The 19,637-nt window shown below is 43.1% G+C and carries 15 protein-coding genes; 10 read left to right on the top strand and 5 right to left on the bottom strand.

What is annotated here, in order from left to right; translation table 11 throughout:
- Positions 1–86: 86 nt before the first annotated feature.
- A complete protein-coding gene (locus CLV59_RS22740; RefSeq protein WP_170137882.1) occupies positions 87–1,151 on the top strand; it encodes a serine hydrolase domain-containing protein in 1,065 nt (354 codons plus the stop codon).
- Between the two features lie 186 nt (positions 1,152–1,337).
- Here the strand turns inward: CLV59_RS22740 and CLV59_RS22735 are convergent, their stop codons facing one another.
- The 4 genes from CLV59_RS22735 to CLV59_RS22715 all read right to left on the bottom strand — a co-directional run bounded on the left by CLV59_RS22735 (position 1,338) and on the right by CLV59_RS22715 (position 3,750).
- Positions 1,338–1,838, bottom strand: coding sequence for a hypothetical protein (locus CLV59_RS22735; RefSeq protein WP_111594379.1), 501 nt, complete (start codon positions 1,836–1,838; stop codon positions 1,338–1,340).
- Positions 1,839–2,193: 355 nt separating this feature from the next.
- On the bottom strand, positions 2,194–2,583 hold the full coding sequence (locus CLV59_RS22725; RefSeq protein ID WP_211324014.1) for an acyl carrier protein: 390 nt from the start codon (positions 2,581–2,583) through the stop codon (positions 2,194–2,196).
- 88 nt (positions 2,584–2,671) lie between these two features.
- Complete coding sequence (locus CLV59_RS22720; RefSeq protein ID WP_111594376.1) at positions 2,672–3,253, bottom strand: hypothetical protein; 582 nt, start codon at positions 3,251–3,253, stop codon at positions 2,672–2,674.
- 68 nt (positions 3,254–3,321) lie between these two features.
- Entirely contained in the window at positions 3,322–3,750 is a 429-nt protein-coding gene (locus CLV59_RS22715) for an EthD family reductase (protein WP_111594375.1), read from the bottom strand.
- A 328-nt stretch (positions 3,751–4,078) separates the two neighbouring features.
- On the opposite strand from CLV59_RS22715, the gene CLV59_RS22710 reads away from it, so the two are divergent.
- From CLV59_RS22710 to CLV59_RS22700, 3 genes are all read left to right on the top strand, one after another.
- On the top strand, positions 4,079–4,771 hold the full coding sequence (locus CLV59_RS22710; protein ID WP_146616282.1) for a hypothetical protein: 693 nt from the start codon (positions 4,079–4,081) through the stop codon (positions 4,769–4,771).
- Between the two features lie 445 nt (positions 4,772–5,216).
- Positions 5,217–6,056, top strand: a complete 840-nt coding sequence (locus CLV59_RS22705; RefSeq protein WP_211324013.1) for an alpha/beta hydrolase — start codon at positions 5,217–5,219, stop codon at positions 6,054–6,056.
- Between the two features lie 163 nt (positions 6,057–6,219).
- Positions 6,220–7,275, top strand: coding sequence for a DUF6340 family protein (locus CLV59_RS22700; RefSeq protein WP_245950931.1), 1,056 nt, complete (start codon positions 6,220–6,222; stop codon positions 7,273–7,275).
- 228 nt (positions 7,276–7,503) lie between these two features.
- Here CLV59_RS22700 and CLV59_RS22695 read toward each other — a convergent pair whose 3' ends face one another.
- Complete coding sequence (locus CLV59_RS22695) at positions 7,504–9,882, bottom strand: ABC transporter permease (protein ID WP_111594373.1); 2,379 nt, start codon at positions 9,880–9,882, stop codon at positions 7,504–7,506.
- A gap of 295 nt (positions 9,883–10,177) precedes the next feature.
- Here CLV59_RS22695 and CLV59_RS22690 point away from each other — a divergent pair, with 295 nt between their 5' ends.
- From CLV59_RS22690 to CLV59_RS22665, 6 genes are all read left to right on the top strand, one after another.
- The gene (locus CLV59_RS22690; protein ID WP_111594372.1) at positions 10,178–10,762 is read left to right on the top strand and encodes a sigma-70 family RNA polymerase sigma factor; all 585 of its coding nucleotides are present in this window, start codon (positions 10,178–10,180) and stop codon (positions 10,760–10,762) included.
- Between the two features lie 83 nt (positions 10,763–10,845).
- Positions 10,846–11,832 carry a FecR family protein gene (locus CLV59_RS22685; RefSeq protein WP_111594371.1) on the top strand — a complete coding sequence of 329 codons (987 nt, stop codon included), beginning with the start codon at positions 10,846–10,848 and terminating at the stop codon, positions 11,830–11,832.
- A 187-nt stretch (positions 11,833–12,019) separates the two neighbouring features.
- A complete protein-coding gene (locus CLV59_RS22680) occupies positions 12,020–15,580 on the top strand; it encodes a TonB-dependent receptor (RefSeq protein WP_211324012.1) in 3,561 nt (1,186 codons plus the stop codon).
- A gap of 18 nt (positions 15,581–15,598) precedes the next feature.
- A complete protein-coding gene (locus CLV59_RS22675) occupies positions 15,599–17,329 on the top strand; it encodes a DUF4397 domain-containing protein (RefSeq protein WP_111594370.1) in 1,731 nt (576 codons plus the stop codon).
- Positions 17,330–17,334: 5 nt separating this feature from the next.
- Positions 17,335–18,510: a hypothetical protein gene (locus tag CLV59_RS22670; protein WP_211324011.1), complete on the top strand. Its 1,176-nt coding sequence runs from the start codon at positions 17,335–17,337 to the stop codon at positions 18,508–18,510.
- Between the two features lie 35 nt (positions 18,511–18,545).
- Positions 18,546–19,619: a fasciclin domain-containing protein gene (locus CLV59_RS22665; RefSeq protein WP_170137881.1), complete on the top strand. Its 1,074-nt coding sequence runs from the start codon at positions 18,546–18,548 to the stop codon at positions 19,617–19,619.
- Positions 19,620–19,637: the final 18 nt, after the last annotated feature.

Raw genomic sequence — 19,637 nt, 5'->3', positions numbered from 1 at the left:
GAACGTTGATATTGTTCATAACCCTGTTATTATTTTGTTTATCAGGCCAGCCAGTGTGCAGCGGTGGGGTATCTTATCAGTCACCGATGAGGTTGGCAGATGGGATATCCGTAGGATCATTCAACCAGATTGTAAATGTAGGTGATACTAGCGAGATTATGCGTCTTGACAGTGCTCTTGCTGATGGTAGGCTGCACAATGTACATAGTGTATTGCTGTATAAAGATAGTGTTTTGGTCTACGAAAAATACTTGTGCGGAAAAGATGAACGACATGGCAAAAAACTGGGTAATGTAGCGCATGATGTTTACACACTACATGATATGCGCAGTATATCCAAAAGTGTAGTGGCTGCCTGTATTGGAATTGCCTTGCAAAGAGGTGTATTAAAAAGCGTCTATGAGCCAATCGGAGATTTCTTCGGAGGACTGCCGAAAGAAAAAGCAAAGATCACTATTCACGACCTTTTGACTATGTCCAGTGGGTTGAGTTGGAAAGAAGTAGGGTTATATGGTCATTTATTGAATGACGAAACTAAAATGAATATCAGTTTTTATCCCTTATCGTTTATTCTGCGTAAGCAACAAGTACATAAACCGGGAACTGTCTGGAATTACAGTGCAGGAAATACGCAGTTATTAGCCGCGATTCTTAAAGTTAGAACTGGCTTGGATATAGATTCTTTTGCCAGAAAATATTTATTTGCGCCTTTAGGAATACAACAAACTGAATGGATACGGCTGTTCTGGAAAAGCGATCCGGCGGCGGCATCCGGCTTGCGGCTCACTTCAAGGGAATTACTGAAACTGGGGGTGTTGTTTGAGCAAAATGGACAGTATCATAATATGCAACTGATAGATAAAGCATGGGTGGATAGTTGCCTGACTTCCCATATCAACAGGCCTGACCTTTCAAAATTATTATTGGATAACGGTGGATACGGGTATCAATTCTGGACATATAACTATAGCCGGAATAATAAATGGATTTCTATTGCAGAGGCAAAAGGGAATGGCGGACAATCTTTATTTATCTGCAGGGATCTTCATTTTGTCCTCGTTGTTACAGCTGGTAATTATGGCCAATCTGCGTACAACGATATTCCCGGTAAAATATTAAAGGACTATATCCTGCCATATGTTTGCCAATAAGTATTAGTAACCAGTCCGGGACTACAGAAGGTATTATTAGAAACACTTTACAACCTGCGCTGGTCGCAGGTTTTTCTTTTTTAGTCGAGTGCCTTTAAAAAATAGTTCAACTTATCATGGATATTGGATGAATATTAAACCCTGACTTCCATCTGATAAAGACAGGGTTTAAAAGAGTACATGTCGCTAGCCCATCGAAATGCCTATCATGGCATTTTTCTCTATAGCTTCCTCGATCAAAGATTTAAACGCAAGGAGTGTTTCAATTTCCCCATTTTCTTTAATTTCTCTTATAGTAGACTTATCCTTTTGTTGTTTAAGAAAATGCAGAATATTATCTTTTGCAGCAATTAACTCAGTAATGGGATAAAGTAAACTTGAAGCTTCAAACATTAGGCAGGTTGTCTGTCCTTCATGCTTTCCCAAGCTTTGGCCACTCCAGCGGCATGATGCTAATTGATAGAAAAGTAATGCTGTTTCATTCAATTTATGATCCGTGATTTCAGCTATTTCCTTCCTGCTTTCAGTTATTAGGTATAGCTCTCCATAATGGAAAATTGGCTCTTGGCGAATCCTGAATTTTTCAATGGCGTCTTCTTTTACTTCATAATATCCTAAGAAGCTTATGTGGCCAACAATACAACTTGGTTCTTTTAGATAACCATTGATAGAAATTACTACACCCATAGGTTTTTAGAGGTAATATTAATTTATTTTTAATATATATGCTAAAAATTTATATAAGGTATGGTTTTGGAGAGAAACAGTTACTGACTTTTAAGGCAACATTATCAAGGATGATTACCTTTTAGGGATGGGGGCCGAAACCCTTATCAGATAAATGTAAAATGCGGATTAATGTTATGGTGTAGTCGTCTGTTTTGTGCTGGTTGCGGAAAGTATTGGATGTAAAGCTGTGTTTCCAGTAAGCAAACATTCGGGACGCAGCGCGTCCCGAATGGCCCATCTGTATTACATTCGAGAATTTTCCTTTTTGCTGAGGTTTCGTATGCAATAAGTCTTCCATATACTTATCAACCTCCTATGGAATAAGTAACCGTGCTTTTACATAGTCTATTAATTGACCGACAGTCTGGATCTTATCCATATCCTCATCATTGATCTCTATATTGAAATGATCCTCCACACTTTTGATAAGCTCAATATAGTCAAGGTAGTCGCCCATTAAATCACGGAAAAAATTAGCTTCCCGGGTAATGATGCCAGAAGGTACGCCATATTTTTGAGCCACCAATTCAATTACTTCTTCCTGTACTCTTACTGGAAGTCCGGATAGCCTAATCATTTGCGGATAGTCCGTGACAGTAGTGGCTGTTTTTGTTGCTGGCATTCGTGCAGCGGCGTCGGTTGGCTTTGAATAGGAGAGGAGCAACAATGCTACTGCAAGGCACATCAAATAGGGCTTGTTCATCATTGATTTCTATTTTGGATTATAGGATAACAACCAAAATACCATCAAATACTGCGAAGCCTTTGCGCTTTGTTTATACCAATGGAAATTACTCCATATTCGCTTTTCGCAATATTTCCATCAGGTCTTTATCTAAATCCAGCCAATACTTCAGCTTAGTGTCAATGATTTGCATTACAGCAGGCGTGTCTTTATAAAATTCCTTTACCTCGTTTCTGAATTTATTATTTAATATATTTTTTAGAAAGAGGTAATTGTTGCCAGGCTTTTCAAGGGTATAGAATACCTGCTTCGAAGAATAAGTGCCTCCTATGGTTTGTGTCCCGTATACATAAAGACTAGACTTGGGGCCGGTGAAAATGGGAGATAGGAATTTCTTATTTCCATTTTTTATAGGTTTGGAGATGAACCTGTAATGTTGGCCCTTGTATAAGAAACCGAATCCATTTATTTCTTCAGGATGGTACTTGATGAAACCTTTTAAGCTATCAACTATTTCAATTTCATCTGAGAAATCGTTGATAGCTTGTCCGGATACGCCTTTTCTGATTTTAATTTGTGCAGAAACAGTGTCATTCGCTTGTGTAAGGTAGTATCCGGATGCAACAGATTGACCTTTGCTATAGGTTGTTAGCAATGATAAAATAAATACCAGGGATAAATATCTCATTTTATATGAATTGTTAGGTGCAAGGATGGCTTAAACAAGCGATGGACGGACTGTAATAAAAGTGACCTTTATTGTACCACTTCACTGACCATAAGTACAGGAATGACATTGGTGTAGTTGGCAAAATCTGCACGAATGGCATCCAGATTCGGAGCAATGGCTGCCTGATATTCACTTAAGCTTTTTACATAAAAAGCGCCAATAGCCATATAAGGCAAAGGTTGGTTGGGAATACCGTTCGGAACCCCCTTCTCAATAGTATATTTAACCAGATTTGCTCCCAAATAACCTGCAACCATAGGCATGTGCTTCGTTTCATAGTACTCCATATTGAAAGTTTTTCCTTCCGAATAAGGGTACATGATGGTAACCTTGATTAAACCCTTGTCAGTAACACTCATATTGTGTTTTGAGATTTTATCAGATTTTTTTTCTTGACTAAAAGCAACAGTACAAATGGTTAAAAGCGAAAATAATAAGATAAGTTTAGACTTCATGATTAATTTATTTTAAATAGATAAAGAAATAACATTATCATATGGACGGATAAGCCATTGAATTTGATCCCAAGTTCCTATTAGAGGGGACAGGCCGGGCCAAAACGGCTAAGCTGTTACTAAGATATTACATTTCATCAGTGTTTTTGTCCTGCATTTACGGCTATGTTAACTGCACCTTAGCCTGATATTTTAACGATCCTCCCTTTGCAATTGGATTGATTATGAATATTTAAGTGCTTTCTATATATTTGACATCAGAGATTGTTAGACCATATCTTTCACCCGTTAACTTTTTATAATTAACCCACAGAAGAATTTTATGAGTATGAATGAGTATTTGAATCGCATTAACAATGAATCCCAGGCTATTTTTAAGGAATCATTAAAGGAAGAAGAGCAGTTTACCAATGCACATCGCATGTCTGCCTGTATCTTTGAATTCGCTCAGTTATTGACGGAAACGAACGAAAAGAAGATGCTGATAACTACCAGTGAACATTTGGAGGCGGCATCTATGAATCTGGCACTGGGATTTTACAGACAAGCCTTTGCTTCATTGAAACTGGCATTGGAAGTAGGGCTCGGCGCAGTGTACTTCTCCGTATATAAAATGGAGGATTATGAATGGCAGAACGGGATCGCGGATGTTCAATGGCAAAAAGTAATTGATAAGGAAACCGGTATTCTTTCCAAACGATTTGCGACTGCCTTTTATCCGGAAATGGAGAATGCTGTTAAAAAGTACCATGAATCAACCACTGCTTTATACAGTCAGCTGTCAGCCTATGTGCATGGTAATACTGGAAAATGGGACTGGGAATTCAATGGTATTTTCCTGAGATATAATGCCACCCTGGCGAAAACGTATTTTGAGCTGTCAGCAAGCGTTACTGAAACCATCTTATTCGTTTTATTTAGTAGGTATATCAGAAGTTTTTCGGAAGACCGTTCAGACTTAATACCGGCAGAAATCTATCAGATTCCCACCATTCATAGTGTATTGACGGGAGAAGAATAGCATGTAAATAACAACATACATACTTTATCCTTTAGGTGCTATAATGGCGCTAGTGAAGGATGACAAGTATTTATTAGACCTCACGCCTGGCGTGGGGTTTTTATTTGCCGAGTATCTTTCATATAGCCAGAGGGGAAGGGAAAGACATTGGATTTAATGCTGTAATGGCCGCAGTGGCCTTGTTTGTATTATGGGGCAGAAAAAAGGTATCGCCGTTTTATATCCAGTGATTGCAAATTAATCGAATGTAATTAAGGTAATCTGTTGTATATTTAATACTATGCATCTGCAGGCGTTTTGGAAGCCTTTAGTACTGCTGCAAAAGTAGCCCCCGTTTGTCTTCTGTCTGAATAGTGAAATTTGCGTTATGCGGAGGAAAGGTCGTGTTTAGCTTTTTCATAAGTCGTTTAAACTCTTATCTTTCACATACTCTCAAAAATTAATCATGATAGACATTCTTACCCCTACAACATCCTCATTTGCCAGCGCAGATGGCTTGAATGTATTTTACCGCAACTGGAAAATAACCGACCCCAAAGCCATTGTGGTTTTTGCCCATGGTTTCAACTCCCACAGCGGTTATTTTCAATGGACTGCGGAGCAATTAAATAAAGAGAATCTTGAAGTATATGCGCTCGATTGGCAGGGAAGAGGAAATTCAGATGGCGAGCGTTATTACATAGCTGATTACAACGCTTTTGTAAAAGATCTGGATCATCTGGTGGAGATAGTCAAAACAGAGCATCCGGATTTGCAGATATTCCTGATGGGGCATAGCGCCGGAGGCGTATTGTCTGCCGTTTATACCCTGGATCATCAACAAAAACTAAGTGGCTTCATCTGTGAAAGCTTCGCTTTCCAGGTACCGGCTCCGGAATTTGCATTGGCAGTACTCAAAGGGCTTAGCCATGTATTCCCGCATGCCCACGTGCTGAAACTGAAGAACGAAGATTTCTCCCGGGATAAAGCGGTGGTAGACTTCATGAACCATGATCCGTTGATCGCAAATGAAGTGCAGCCAACAAAAACTGTTCAGCAACTCGTGTTGGCCGATGAGCGCCTGAAAAAGGAAATGGCCAACATTAACCTCCCTGTGCTCATTCTGCATGGTACTGGCGACAAAGCTACCAAACCAGAAGGCAGCCAGTTTTTCTATGAGCAGGCTGCTTCTTCAGATAAAACGCTGAAGTTGTACAAAGATCATTACCATGACCTGCTGAATGATCTGGAGAAGGAAACCGTGATGGGAGATGTCATCAGCTGGCTGAACGCACACGTAAAATAATATCTTTTCAATCATGGGTGTGCTGGAGAACGTACACCCATGGTTGTGCCCATAAGGAGTAATAAATTAATCCAGAAGAATAATGGTATGTTAAAATTTTTATATGTAACTTTGGTGCGAGCGAATTTTAAATAAGAGCAACCATTTTACCGAGCACCATCCTATGCCTACAACTACAAGTCTGAAACACCTGCTTTTCATTCCATTAGCAGCAGCCACCTTCGTTTCCTGCAAATCAACTGAACTGGTTTATATTAAGGTATTAGAACCTGCGCCTGTGACCATTCCTGCCTATGTTAAAAGTGCCGGTGTGGTGAACAGGACCATCATTAACCCACAGTACAAGGCAGTGGATGTCGTGGACAAGATATTTAGCCTGGAAGGGAAACAGCTGGATAAAGAAGGCGCACAGAGTGGCGTGAGCGGACTCACAGAGGAACTTCGTAAGAACGGCCGTTTCACCGATGTACAAGCCCTGGGCGAACTGGATTTAACCACTAATGCGCCGGGCCTTTTCTCCGCGCCACTCTCCTGGGATATCGTAGACAAAATCTGCCGGGAAAATCATGTGGACGCCCTCTTCTCATTGGAGCTTTTTGATACCGATTCAAAAGTCAACTATACTGCCGCACCGGTTTCTCTTAAAACGCCGTTGGGCAATGTACCAGGTATAGAGCATCGGGTTGGCATGGTTACCACGGTAAAAACGGGCTGGCGCATCTATGATCCTGCCAGCAGAAATATCCTGGATGAATTTCCGCTGAGCAGAAACCTAACTTTTTCAGCAAAAGGTATCAACCCTGCTGCTGCGGCCGCGGCACTCATCAACAGAAAAGAGGCAGTAAAGCAAGTGAGCGCGCAAGCGGCGCAATTTTATGCAATGCGAATTCTTCCCTGGCGGACAAAAGTTACCAGAGATTATTATGTGAAAGGGACGGACAATTTCAGAACAGCCCGCCGTAAAGCACAAACCGGCAACTGGGACGGCGCTGCGGAGCTATGGAAGAAAGAGACGACGAATCCTAGCAAAACAGTAGCAGGAAGGGCCTGTTACAATATGGCTATCATCTGCGAAATTAACGGGGAACTGGACCTTGCCATTAAATGGTCGCAGAAAGCTTACGAAGAGTACAACAACCGCCTTGCTTTGAAATATATTCGGTTGCTGAAAAACAGACAAGTGGGCAATGACCTGCTGAGACAACAACAAGTAGAGTAATTTTCGTTTGGCATTCAAACAGGCGAAGATGTTTTATGAAGAAAGACCCAAGCGGGGGAAATCTTTTTCATTCCTGACCAGCGCAAGTATGCAGGATCTGGAGAAAAAGAATTTTAATTACTGTTGGTATGTCCTGCAAGATATGTAAACATAGATATCTTCCGTATGCTTACGGAAGATATCACTAAATGAATGGACAGCAGAAAGTCTATAGTTAAATGTTAGCTTTTACTCCGACTTTAAACTCTTCACCGGATTCATTCTTGTTGCCCTGATGGTTTGATAACTTACCGTCAGGATAGCAATAAACAAGGTTCCTCCTGCTGCCAGTGGAAAAATCCACCAGGCAATAGGGGTATGATATTGGTAATGCTGTAGCCAGATGGTCATTGAATAATAGGCCACCGGAAATGCAATGATGAAAGAGATAAGGACCAGCATTAAAAGGTCGGTGGATAGAAGTCGCCATAGACTGAACAAAGAAGCTCCCAACAATTTCCGTAATCCGATTTCTTTTGTTCTTTTCTCCGCCATATAGGAAGTAATACCAAACAAGCCAATACAGCTGATAAATATAGCGAGAATGGAAAATATGCCAGCGAGTTTGGCGAAGCGCTGTTCTTCTCCAAATTTTCTGGCATATTCCTGATCTACAAAATGGTAATCAAATGGGGCGTTAGGATTATATTTTTTAAAAATGTCGGCTACTTTCTCCAGCGCCTCACGGGTACTTACCGCTGGATTTATTTTTACAATCATCTGGGTGCCAGGATCTGAACTCAAATGAAAAAACGTTGGCCGCACAGGCTCATACGGCGATTCTGCAACAACATCTTTTATAATGCCAATGATAGAATAGGGAATGCCATCCCAGGTAACGGTTTTGCCTAATGGATCTTTTATTCCCATAAATTTTGCAGCCGTTTCATTGATGACAAATGCTGCAGAGTCGGTCGCAAAAGACCTGGAAAAATCTCTTCCTGCCAAGAATTCCCAACCTAACGTATGACCATAATCATAGGAAACACCATCATTCGGAAAATCAATTGCCAGGCCGGGGTCCTTTCCTACCCAATTAAAACCACTGTTCGTGGACCATACAGAGGTAACAGGGCTCCATGATTCCGCCATATCTTTTATAGCGCCTGTTTCCAATAGTTCGGTCCTCACCGCATCAAAATGTTGATGTATATTATGGGTATACATAGGTACCATTATCAACCCATTTCTGTCATATCCGATAGGCCGGTTTTGGGCAAATTGTATTTGGCGAAAAACAATCGTAGTGACAATAATTAAGGTAACTGAAACGGTAAACTGTACTATCACTAACACTTTACGGGGAATGGCTGCTGATTTGCCCGCCCTCATGGCGCCCTTTAATACGCTGACAGGACGGAAGGACGACAAATAAAATGCAGGATAACTGCCTGCTATCAATCCTGTGATAATGCAAAACGCTAAAGCAACGATCCAGAACAGGGGAGAGGTCCAGAACAATACTAATCGCTTGTCAGAGATCTGGTTAAAGAAGGGCAGCAGCAAATACATTAGTAGTATTGAGATCAACAACGCGATGAATACCACTATGAACGACTCGCCAAAGAATTGATAAATCAACTGATTCCGTTGTGCCCCCACTACCTTACGGACACCCACCTCTTTAGCCCGTTTTTCAGATCTGGCAGTGCTCAGGTTCATAAAGTTGATGCAAGCCAGCAACAAAACAAACAGTCCCCCCATGCCTAATAACCAAAGATACCTGATCTGGCCGCCGGTATTTACCCCGTTATTGAATTCTGAATACAGATGCCAACGACTCATAGGATGCAGGAATAGCTGCGGATGCAATATCAATTCATCTTCCCGGATGTTTTTCATCTTAACATCCTTAATTTTCTCCGATACTATCTTCATGTCGACCTGATCCGCCACCTGTACAAATGCCCGGTAGGAATTTGCTTTCCATGGGTTACTGTCCTGATATAATCCATCATTGCGGGCATACTGCTCCCATGGCATCATATAATCAATTCCTACAAATGTGGAGTTGTAAGGAAGATCCTGATAGATGCCTGCTACCACTACTGCTTGTTTATTATCGATTGTAAGTGTTTTATTAATAGGATTTTCATCTCCGAAACAGGCATGCGCGAGTGATTGGGAAAGCAGGATTGTATTGGGATCTGATAACCTGTCTGTTCCCTGCACCATTTGTAACGTTAATATTTTTGTGAGATCAGGCTCACAATAAATGCCTGTCCTGCTTAAAGCATTATTTCCCGGCGACAGGACATGCGTTTGATTCCAGGTACTCATAGCAACATAGCGGAAGTCGTGGCCATAATCCTTGCGAAGTGTAGCGCCTAATGGAAAGGGTTGATTATTTCCTGTACCAATAGTACCATTATTGGATACATTTTGCCATACCTGGGCAATCTTTTTATAGTTTTTGAATTGCTTATCATAAGACCACTCGTCTATTATCCAATGAGCAATCAACAGGAATATAGTTATCCCAAATGCCAGGCCGATAATGTTAATGGCCGTGTACAACTTGTTCTTACTTAAGTTCCGACAGGCGACTTTAATATAGCTCTTAAACATATGGTTATGTGTTCTAACGGTAGCGAATCAACGGTAAAATAATCTTTATATCGAAATGCTTTGCTAAGGTCCTCCAAATTAAACGCCGAAATGTAAAACGTTATTTTATAATGAATTAGAATATCCTGATAATGTTTTTTTGTTCGTTAATGAACACCTGGATGTCCATTAATGAATGTTGAATCGACCATTAAATATGCATGTATTTTAGTCGCTTTTTAAAACTTAATAATCCCTTAATACACACACCAGAAAATTGCGCTTATGTTTGTTGTTGTGAAAACTGTGGCAAACTATGCGGTTACACTTAGCTGAACAATCGGATGTATTATTGCTGGAAGAATGCCGGAAAGACAATACCAGGGCTTATGATATACTGTTCGACAGATATTCTGGAAGACTGTATAACTATGCGCTGAAATATATCCGCAATGAAGCACAGGCCGAAGAAGCGATGATGGACCTGATGTTCTGGCTTTGGGATAAACGTCATCAGTTATCGCCGGATGTACAACTGGCGCCCTATCTCTTCCGGGCGATGAAACATGCTGTGATCAAGGTGTTGACCCGCCATCAGTCACAAACTGTACCCCTGGATTTTGCAGATGATGCATCTTTCGATGATGCCGGCAACCGCCTCCGCGAAACAGAACTTACTACATTGTATCATGAAAAGTTGAACGCGCTTAGTCAACAGCGACAAAAAGTATTTCGCCTCAGCAGACACGATGAGATGAGTCACGCCGAAATCGCAAAAGAAATGAATCTCTCGCTGTTCACCGTTAAAAATCATATCAAAGCATCGTTGACCTATTTTCGTACTGAATTAAAGGACTACATTGATATTTCAGGGATGATCATCATCTTCTTCCTGTCCTGAAAAAAATATTTTTACTACCATTAGCCCTCCTGGATTTTTTTTGGCCTTTATATAGTAGGTGATCCGTTTTTCACCTGCATAATATGGCAAATATTTCAAAAGCACTCCTACTAAAATATCTCGATAACAACTGCAACGATGCAGAAAAAGCTATCGTGGAAGCATACTTGCAACAGCCGGAAAGTAATACTGTACTGAGCCAACTGCTGGAAGAAAGAATGGAGAAAGATATGGCAGACAGTATGGAGATGCCGGTAGACAAAAAACAACAGCAACAATGGGCTGCGAGTATGCGTGCCCGTATGGGAAGAGCAGACAAAGTGAATTCGCTCCGAATGCGCTATTTCATCGCGGCTGCTGCTGCATCAGTATTGCTGTTAGCAGGTTTATTTACCTACTTCAATAACAAGCCACAAAATAGAATAGTGCCATTGGTGCTCCAGCAGAACAAAGCGGGAGAACGCAAGCAGATACAGCTAAGCGACGGTTCTACGATTCATTTAGGCGCTGCCAGCCAACTACAATACCCTGAACAGTTTACCGGTGCAACAAGGGAAATTACCCTGACTGGAGAGGCCTTCTTCGAAGTGGCCACTGATGCCAAACATCCATTTATTATACACACCGGAAATATTGCCACCACCGTGCTAGGTACCTCTTTTAAGATTGCTGCATTTGAAGGGCAGCCGCTGGTCGTATCTGTGGCTACAGGAAAAGTGCGGGTGGATGATAGTAATAATGGTGTAGTGAGACAACTGGCTATCCTGACGGCCGGTAAACAAGTAAGCTGGCATCAGGAGCATGCATTAGTAGAATATATTCGTGCAGAAGATGTTGCTAACTGGCAGAATGGGCGTCTTGTATTTAATAATCAAACCCTGCAGGAAATAGCTACTACGCTGGAAAGATGGTATGATGTGAAAATAAGTTTCAATCGCCCGCAAAAAGCAAAGGAAAAAGTAACCGTCACTTTATTCGCGGGATCCGCGCTGAATACGACACTGCAAATACTTTCGGCAGGAAATAATTTTAACTATTCACGGAATGGCAGAGATGTAATTATTTATTAAACCTATAATAAAATATTATGCACTAACAGTACACATCAAAATGAAAACGTCCCTGCTTGCATTGGACCGCCGCAGGAACGTTTAAGTATTTAACGGTTTGCCAAAAGTTTTCTCAGGACCAATGGCAGCCGCATTATTAACAGATTTCCCGGTATAAAACCGGGTTTAACTATCAATATTCAAAAGTATGGAAAAAGGATTAAAAAAAGATCCTTTAGGATTTTTCGTGGAACCTGTGCCCGAAAGCTTTGAATTTGTGTTAAAGCCCAGTGGTACAGCAGGTTCTCCTCCTGTCTCCTGTAAGCACAGACACAAAATTTACTTCCTGATGAAATGCTCATTTATCGTTTTGGCAGCGCAGTTTACATTCGTAAGCCTGTTGTTCGCGGATAATCTCAAGAGCCAGGACCTATCCCGCCGCCTGAATCTTGATCTGAAAGATGCAGATGTTAGAGCAAGTTTACTGAAAATAGAAAGCGAAACCGGCGTCCATTTCCTGTTGCCTGAATCGCTGCTCTCTACCGTTAACAAGAAAGTAAATCTCCGAAAGGAAGATATTACGGTGAAAGATGCCATCGCCGGCGTGCTCAGTGGCACTCCACTCGAGTATCATCTTGTGAATGGCTATGTGGTGGTGGCCAGGAAAAAAATCCCAGTGAAAATATCCGGTCGCGTACTGGAGAGCAAAACAAAAGAACCATTACCGGGCGTATCCGTTCGCATAAAGAATAGTGCAGGCGGCGCTGCTTCCGATCTCCATGGCAATTTTACCGTAGAAATCCCTGCGGAAGGCGCCGTACTGATATTCTCGCTGATGGGATATGAACCCAAAGAAGTGAAAGTAGTAGGCGGTTCAGCACCAATCACCGTATTGCTGGAAGTGAGCACTCGTACCCTCGGAGAAGTACAGGTACAGGCGCGTCGTAAAACCAATACGGAAATCACAGTATTGCAGGAGAGACGAAATGCCGCCATCGTGCAGGATGCTATCTCTGCACAGCAAATTGAAAGAACCGCTTCTATCACTACCACACAGGCTTTGCAGAGGGTGAGTGGCGTTACGATTACAGATGATAAGTATGTGGCCATCCGTGGGCTGGGCGACAGAAGCGTAATCGGCCAACTGAACGGCGTCCGCCTGGCATCTTCGGATCCCGACAGATCCTCTATTCCCCTGGACCTCGTGCCTGCCTCGCTGTTGGATAACATCACCATCTATAAAACTGTTACGCCGGATAAACCGGCCGATGCTGCTGCCGGTATCGTGGAATTAAAAACGAAATCAGTTCCTGATAAGAGAACATTGGAAGTGATTGCACAAACTGGTTTCAACTCCAATATCGGCCCCGGCGGACGCATGAACAGCTTCTATAACAGCGATCTCGGTTTCTTCGGAAATAAGGTGAATGACAAAAATCTGAGCAGCGATTTTCTGAACCTTTCCAAACAATATCCTGGTAGTTTGAATCAGATTCAGAAGCTGATATCCGAAAGCAATGGAAGCCCTGCTATGCAACAGGAAGCTGCCCGCATCAATAAAATCATGCATGCTTTTGATCCGGTGATGACCACTCGTTTCAAAACGGCGCCACTCAATCAACTATATTCGGCTACCTATGGCAACAGTTTCAAAGTGTTCGGTAATAAAACACTGGGACTTGTAGCTGGAGCAAACTACTATCGCCGGACTACGGATGTATATGGAGGAGACCTTACACAGTACAGTATTTATCAAGGGGTGATTACTGGCAATCCGGACGTATATAGTCCGCGTAATATTCCGAATTATATCACGCCGAATAACCTGTACATGGGTAAGTATCAAACCTATAAAGAAAATACAGGTACGGAAACGCTGAACTATGGCTTGCTCACAGGTTTGACTTTCCGTTTCGACAAACGAAACGAAATCAGTATGCAGTACATGGGCAGTTGGGGAAGTGAAGCGCAGGCCATCAACATGTACGGAAAATACCAATATACCGGGTTGCCAGGGGAAGTGAACAGCACCATCTATTCTCTGAAACAAACTCGTCGTAACCTGAATACCTTTAACCTGCAAGGCGAGCATAAATTCCTGGATGGGATCTATTCGCCCAGATTGAGTTATAACCTGGCTACATCTACCTCTTCCCAAAACGATCCGGATTTCCGCTTTGTAACGCTGACAGATTATATGCCTCGTGGCGGCGGCTACTACACTATTCCCTATACCGGTCAGAAAGCTTATTCAGAACATCTGTATGCACTGAACTCCGGTTATGTAAACGGATATGGTACCTACGGTATCATCCAGGCAGAACCCAATGGCCGTCGTTGGCGTCAGCTGAATGAAACCAACTGGAACTACAAAGCAGACCTGGCATTTCCATTCCCGCTGTTCGGACAGAAACAAGAGTTTAAAACAGGTTTCAACTACCTGAACCGCGATCGTAAGTTCCGGGAAAATATGATGTTCCTGCCGGGCTCCAACTTCGTACAGAATCGTACATCAGCATTGTATGCGGTAAATGGTAACCTGGATGCACTCGTGGGACCTAAAGTGATTGGTATCCAGCAACCTACCGGAGGTACAGGCGAAGGCGCTGATGCAATCGGCGGTTTCCTCTACAATACCCAGAAATCTCCCAACAACTATAATGGTTTCTTTGAAACCAATGCGTATTACGGTATGCTCGATCTCCATTTGCGGAGTAATCTTCGTGTAGCCGGCGGGGTACGTTTCGAGAGAACCAATATCCAGTCCGCTGTTGATACGGCGAATGTATTCCTGGACCCTTCCCTGACTGCAAAAGATGATAAAGGGAATAGTGTGCCGGTGATGATGATCAATCCGAATACGGTCTATAAAACGGCTTATAAGCCATATTACGCGGTGAACATGACCTATGTCTACAGAGAAGATATGAACTTCCGCGTGGCTTATAATACCACCCTGGCCAGACCTGAGCTGAGAGAGTTGACCAATGTGTTTGAATTCGATGCATTCCAAATGGGACTCGTGGTAGGTAATCCTAACCTGATCAACCAACATACAGAGAACCTGGACTTCCGCTGGGAATGGTTCCCGAATCCGGGTGAAGTGATCTCTGTATCCGCTTTTGGAAAACGTATCAACAACCAGTTGGTGAAAGTATTCAGTTTGCAGACAGATGGACTGGCCGCTAAATATCCGGAGTATCCTACCATTCAATTCCAGAATGATCCCAATACTGGTAACGTATGGGGAATGGAATTGGAGTTGGTAAAGGATTTAGGGAGACTAACGCCTGTTTTCAAAAACTTCTTCATCGGTTCAAACCTGTTACTGGCACAAAGCAGTATCAGAAAAACAACTGCCAGATATGAAGCGAGTAAGTCGCTCGACAGAAACACCCCTGTCAACAGTCCCCTGTTCGAACAGGCGCCATACTCTATCAACGGCTGGTTGAACTATAAGAACACTAAACTGGGTACAGACCTGACCGCAGCATTCAACATGGTAGGAGAGCGGTTAGTACAGATAAATCTCACTGGGGAACCAGATCTGTATACTCGTCCTGAACCTGTCCTGGACATCATTTTCTCCCAGCAACTGGGGAAAAGATTACTGTTCAAAGGTTATGCTAAAAACATCCTGAACCCTGCGATTGAAACAGTATATGCGAATCCTGGCACTGGTGGCCTCTGGTATGGTGAACGCTATGTAAACCGCAGCTACAAACGTGGTGCAGAGATCATGCTTGGATTTACTTATAAGTTGTTCTAATTCATTAAAAAGGAAGATATGTATTATAAACATTTTGCCGTCGGTCTGATGCTGTTAGCCATGGGGATGCTGTCGTGCAAAAAAGAAAAGCTGGACCATTCCTACGATAATCGCCCTGATATCGCAGTAAGTGGTAACTCTACTGTTCGGCTGGTAAATCTTACAGGCAACAACCAGCTGTCGGTGAATGGAGAGCGATTGACCGGTTACCTGACAATTCGCCCAATTCCTGGCCAGGAGACACTTTTCCCAGGTACCTATTGGTTTCCAACAAATGGTAAACTGGGTTCCAGCTTTACAGTTCCCCGCCAGTTTCTCACCAATGGAAGTGCAGAGATCTCTACAGATTACCTGGAATACTCTCTTGGGCGTGATTCTTTTGGCTTTAAAGTGATAGAGGACTATAACAAGCCGAAGGACTATTTCATGATGAAAGGGTTTCCCTTTACGGCTGCTGTAGTGCCAAGAGTAACGGAAGTACAGAGAGAAGTAACGGCGCCATCCAAAGCCGGTTATTTCAAAATCCGTATCGTCAATCTGGCAAATCCAGTTAATTCTTCCTGGAGTGCGGAAGATGTAGCGAAACCGCTTACACTTGCTTATGCAGATGGTACGCCGGTGAGTGCTACTACCAGCAATATAAATCCGCAGTCATGGTCTCCATATGTAGAGCTGCCCTATGGTACTTACCAGTTTAAGGTACTCGCACCCAATGGTGTTGAAGTGAGAGCCAGTGGCGGAAATTCACTGGAAAACACTTACATGTCAGAACCTGCAAGCTCCAATTTAATGCGGATGGTCAACGGTGGCATTCCGAATGCGGTCAGCGATGGTCTGACCTATGCGCCACTGAAATCCTACCAGCCAGGAGGCGTCTACACGATAGTAGTAGGCATAGATCACCTGACGATGCTGAATGTATATGGCGTTCCAGGCGAAACCTCTGTCTATTATCAGAATGTTTTTCGTGTACTCGCAGACGTTAGCGAACCACTGAATACGGATTATTATCGTTTACAGGCGGTGCAGGCGAATGTGGATGAAGGACAGGTCAGCTTTCGTGTAAACGGAACAAAGCTGGGTGATGCAGGATATACGGCTGCTACCGATTACAGTATATGTGTGGCAGGTCAGGCCACGATTGAAGCCGTGAATGCAACAGGCGCAGTACTGGCAACAGCCACACAACGCTTCCTCGCTGGTCAGAATTATACCGCCTGGTTATATAAAACGCCAGAAGGGAAAGCCGCTATCAGCATGGTAGCGAATAACCTCACCGGCAGCTGGTACGAAGTGCCGTCAGGTACGGACAACAGCGGTCAGGATGGTTCCTTCAACAGAATGACCCATACTTATCCATTCAATTACCGTTTCCTGAATCTGTGCCCGGATCTCCCTTACGCCAGTTTTACCTACGGTAATGGCCAATCAGCGGGAGCTACCAGCACATCCAGAAATCTGCAACCAGGCGTTCCTGTGACGGATCTGCCATATGCCCGTAGCGGACAGGATGCGGAAGCATACCAGTTTATGGTATATAAATCTTCTCCTACTGTATATCCCGGTAACTGGATTTCCACTATCCCCGTGCTGAAAAGCACAGATTTTGTTGCCCGCCCGGACAGATATACCCGCGTAAAGCCGGTACATGAACCCGGCGTGTATACGGTAGCGTTAGTAGGCCGACTCACCGCTAATCAGCCGGAGGCCAAGAGCGCTAAAATGATCATTATTAAACACACGAAGTAATTGTTATGACGAAGATAAAACACTTCCTGGCCGCTTGTGCAATGATATGGAGTTGCAGCTCCTGTAGCAAGGTGGAATATACCAAGGTGGATAAGCCGGCTTATTTGCGCGTGTTCAATGATTTCAACACGAAAATTGGGGTGGATAATAAAGATGAGCAGAAGCCTTTTATGTGCATGCTGATCGATCCCACATTTGATAAAGACGGCGTACCAGTAGGCGCTGCTATAAAAGGCGACTACCTGGATAAACGGGACCCTTATGCGCCTCCCTATCCTTCACACATCGGTAGCAGTACCAGTAAAAATAATCCGGAATATCCAGGTAAAGAAAGCGTGCCCGCAGGTCCGGTGGTGAATGGTTTCGATTTGTCCAGCTGGGCGCAGATACCATCCGGCAAACACCGCATCATATTCTATTACAGACCGATGAATGATATTCCGTTCTTCAATCTGGAGCCTGCTGTCCGCAAGAATGTAGTAGTGGATACGACGCTGGAATTAGGTATGGATGAGATTTATACCATGCATGTATTGCAAACAAATTTCAAAACCAAATCCAGAGGTATCATTGTCCGTAAAGAAAATTTTCATCTCCTTCCGCTGTCTGATTCTATGGTGTATGTGAATTTTTATAACTATAGCGCTGAGGGTTACTGGAGTGCAGATAAGAGTGAGAAAACCGACAATTATGAAGATGGCGTGATGCGATTTGGTCTCAGAGATGATGTAAATATCTGGATGTCGCTTTGTAAGCCTGGCGGATGGAACACGATTCCCGGCTATAAGTTTGCTTACCTGGGCCAGATGAAAAGAAGCATTGGTAACGCGGTAGCGCCTTACTATAGTTTCCCTTTGTTTGCGGATACCGCTTCGAATCGTATCACCACGGATATCTGGCAGCGCTTTACATTGCTGGTGCCAGGATTGGACCCGGAGCTGATTCCTTATGGCGACAGAGACTCGTATGTAGATGGGCAATATGGTCTGCTGGCCATGTATGGAAACGGTACCCGGCAAACATTTGAGCGTGGCGGTTTATTCCTGCCCAGCATGATTGTTAATATTCACTCCGGTACCTATAATCCGCGCTCATTCGCTACTGTAAATACTATTGAAGTCGTGAATGGTACCGCATATCTGACCACCATTCAGCGCCAGTATGCAAAACCCATCTACTGATGGCCGCGATTCTCTTCAAAATAAAAAGTAACAAAATGCTTAAATATATCAAATCCTGCATGTGGATTGCTTTACTGCCGGTGTTGTTTACAGGCTGTAAGCATGATGAACTCACGGTTCCGGATAGCCGGGAATCCTACAGGCTTGCAGGAGATTTTGTTAAAAATAACTACGACTTGCAACTGTTTAATGCCGCTTTGGAGTACACTGGATTGTCGGTGGATATGAACGGGGAAGGGCCTTTCACGCTTCTGGCGCCCAACAACAGCGCTTTCAATGAGTTGGGCATTACACGTGCATCTGATTTTCAACGCCTCAACAAAGATAGTCTGAAACTGGCAATGCAATATCATATCCTCAATCGCAGACTGCCTTTATCCGATATCCCAACCAACGGTGTGGATGTGAGATATCTCAATCTTGCAGGAAAAGAAGTCTTCCTGACCTTCGCCGCAGTGAATCCCAATAATCCAGGATTCCCGGTCAACAACCTGTATGTAAACGGATCTTTCGCTGTTAAGAAAAATGTGACCCTGGCAAACGGTGTATTGTATGTGATGGATAAGGTTATGAAATATATACCAGGTACGGTACAACAGTTTCTGGCAGCCCAATCGGAATACAGTGTTTATGTAGCGGCACTCAAGCAGAGCGGACTCTGGGAACAATTATCAGGAGCCGGCCCGTTTACCATATTTGCGCCGGATAATGCAGCATTGGGGAGACAAGGTATCACGATGGAAAATTTGTCTCTCTACAATTCAAACAAATATGTAACAGCACGACTTTTCGGCATGTATGTACTAAGTAAAAGAAATCTCTTTCTTACAGATTTTCCGGCAATGTACATCATCTATGGTAGCTCGCAATTGAAAGCTAAAATTAGCAACGATAATTACATTTTCCTGGTATCGGCTACGAAAAGTACTTACCAGGTAACACCCACAGAATTTTCGTTTTCATATGTGGACCCGGATAATCCGGCGCTGGGTAATCAGGGAACCGTTTATGGGAATACCTCCCGTAAAAACGATAATCTCACCGACAACGGTATCGTTCACTACTTGCCCGATCTGGTGATCAAACCAGAAGTGGCAATAAAGAAATAATTATTTCAAAAAGCTATT

It is taken from the genome of Chitinophaga dinghuensis (genome assembly GCF_003259435.1).
GTDB lineage: Bacteria > Bacteroidota > Bacteroidia > Chitinophagales > Chitinophagaceae > Chitinophaga > Chitinophaga dinghuensis.
Note: the sequence above shows the minus strand (reverse complement) of the source record. Positions and strands in the feature narration are given on the sequence as shown.

Bases quoted from the DNA above. Each gene is read 5' to 3' on its own strand.
- CLV59_RS22725 (WP_211324014.1), bottom strand. From the start codon at position 2,583: ATGAACAAGCCCTATTTGATGTGCCTTGCAGTAGCATTGTTGCTCCTC.
- CLV59_RS22700 (WP_245950931.1), top strand. From the start codon at position 6,220: ATGCCTACAACTACAAGTCTGAAACACCTGCTTTTCATTCCATTAGCA.
- CLV59_RS22710 (WP_146616282.1), top strand. From the start codon at position 4,079: ATGAATGAGTATTTGAATCGCATTAACAATGAATCCCAGGCTATTTTT.
- CLV59_RS22715 (WP_111594375.1), bottom strand. From the start codon at position 3,750: ATGAAGTCTAAACTTATCTTATTATTTTCGCTTTTAACCATTTGTACT.
- CLV59_RS22680 (WP_211324012.1), top strand. From the start codon at position 12,020: ATGGAAAAAGGATTAAAAAAAGATCCTTTAGGATTTTTCGTGGAACCT.
- CLV59_RS22695 (WP_111594373.1), bottom strand. From the start codon at position 9,882: ATGTTTAAGAGCTATATTAAAGTCGCCTGTCGGAACTTAAGTAAGAAC.
- CLV59_RS22690 (WP_111594372.1), top strand. From the start codon at position 10,178: ATGCGGTTACACTTAGCTGAACAATCGGATGTATTATTGCTGGAAGAA.
- CLV59_RS22675 (WP_111594370.1), top strand. From the start codon at position 15,599: ATGTATTATAAACATTTTGCCGTCGGTCTGATGCTGTTAGCCATGGGG.
- CLV59_RS22735 (WP_111594379.1), bottom strand. From the start codon at position 1,838: ATGGGTGTAGTAATTTCTATCAATGGTTATCTAAAAGAACCAAGTTGT.
- CLV59_RS22705 (WP_211324013.1), top strand. From the start codon at position 5,217: ATGATAGACATTCTTACCCCTACAACATCCTCATTTGCCAGCGCAGAT.
- CLV59_RS22720 (WP_111594376.1), bottom strand. From the start codon at position 3,253: ATGAGATATTTATCCCTGGTATTTATTTTATCATTGCTAACAACCTAT.
- CLV59_RS22665 (WP_170137881.1), top strand. From the start codon at position 18,546: ATGCTTAAATATATCAAATCCTGCATGTGGATTGCTTTACTGCCGGTG.
- CLV59_RS22685 (WP_111594371.1), top strand. From the start codon at position 10,846: ATGGCAAATATTTCAAAAGCACTCCTACTAAAATATCTCGATAACAAC.
- CLV59_RS22670 (WP_211324011.1), top strand. From the start codon at position 17,335: ATGACGAAGATAAAACACTTCCTGGCCGCTTGTGCAATGATATGGAGT.
- CLV59_RS22740 (WP_170137882.1), top strand. From the start codon at position 87: ATGAGGTTGGCAGATGGGATATCCGTAGGATCATTCAACCAGATTGTA.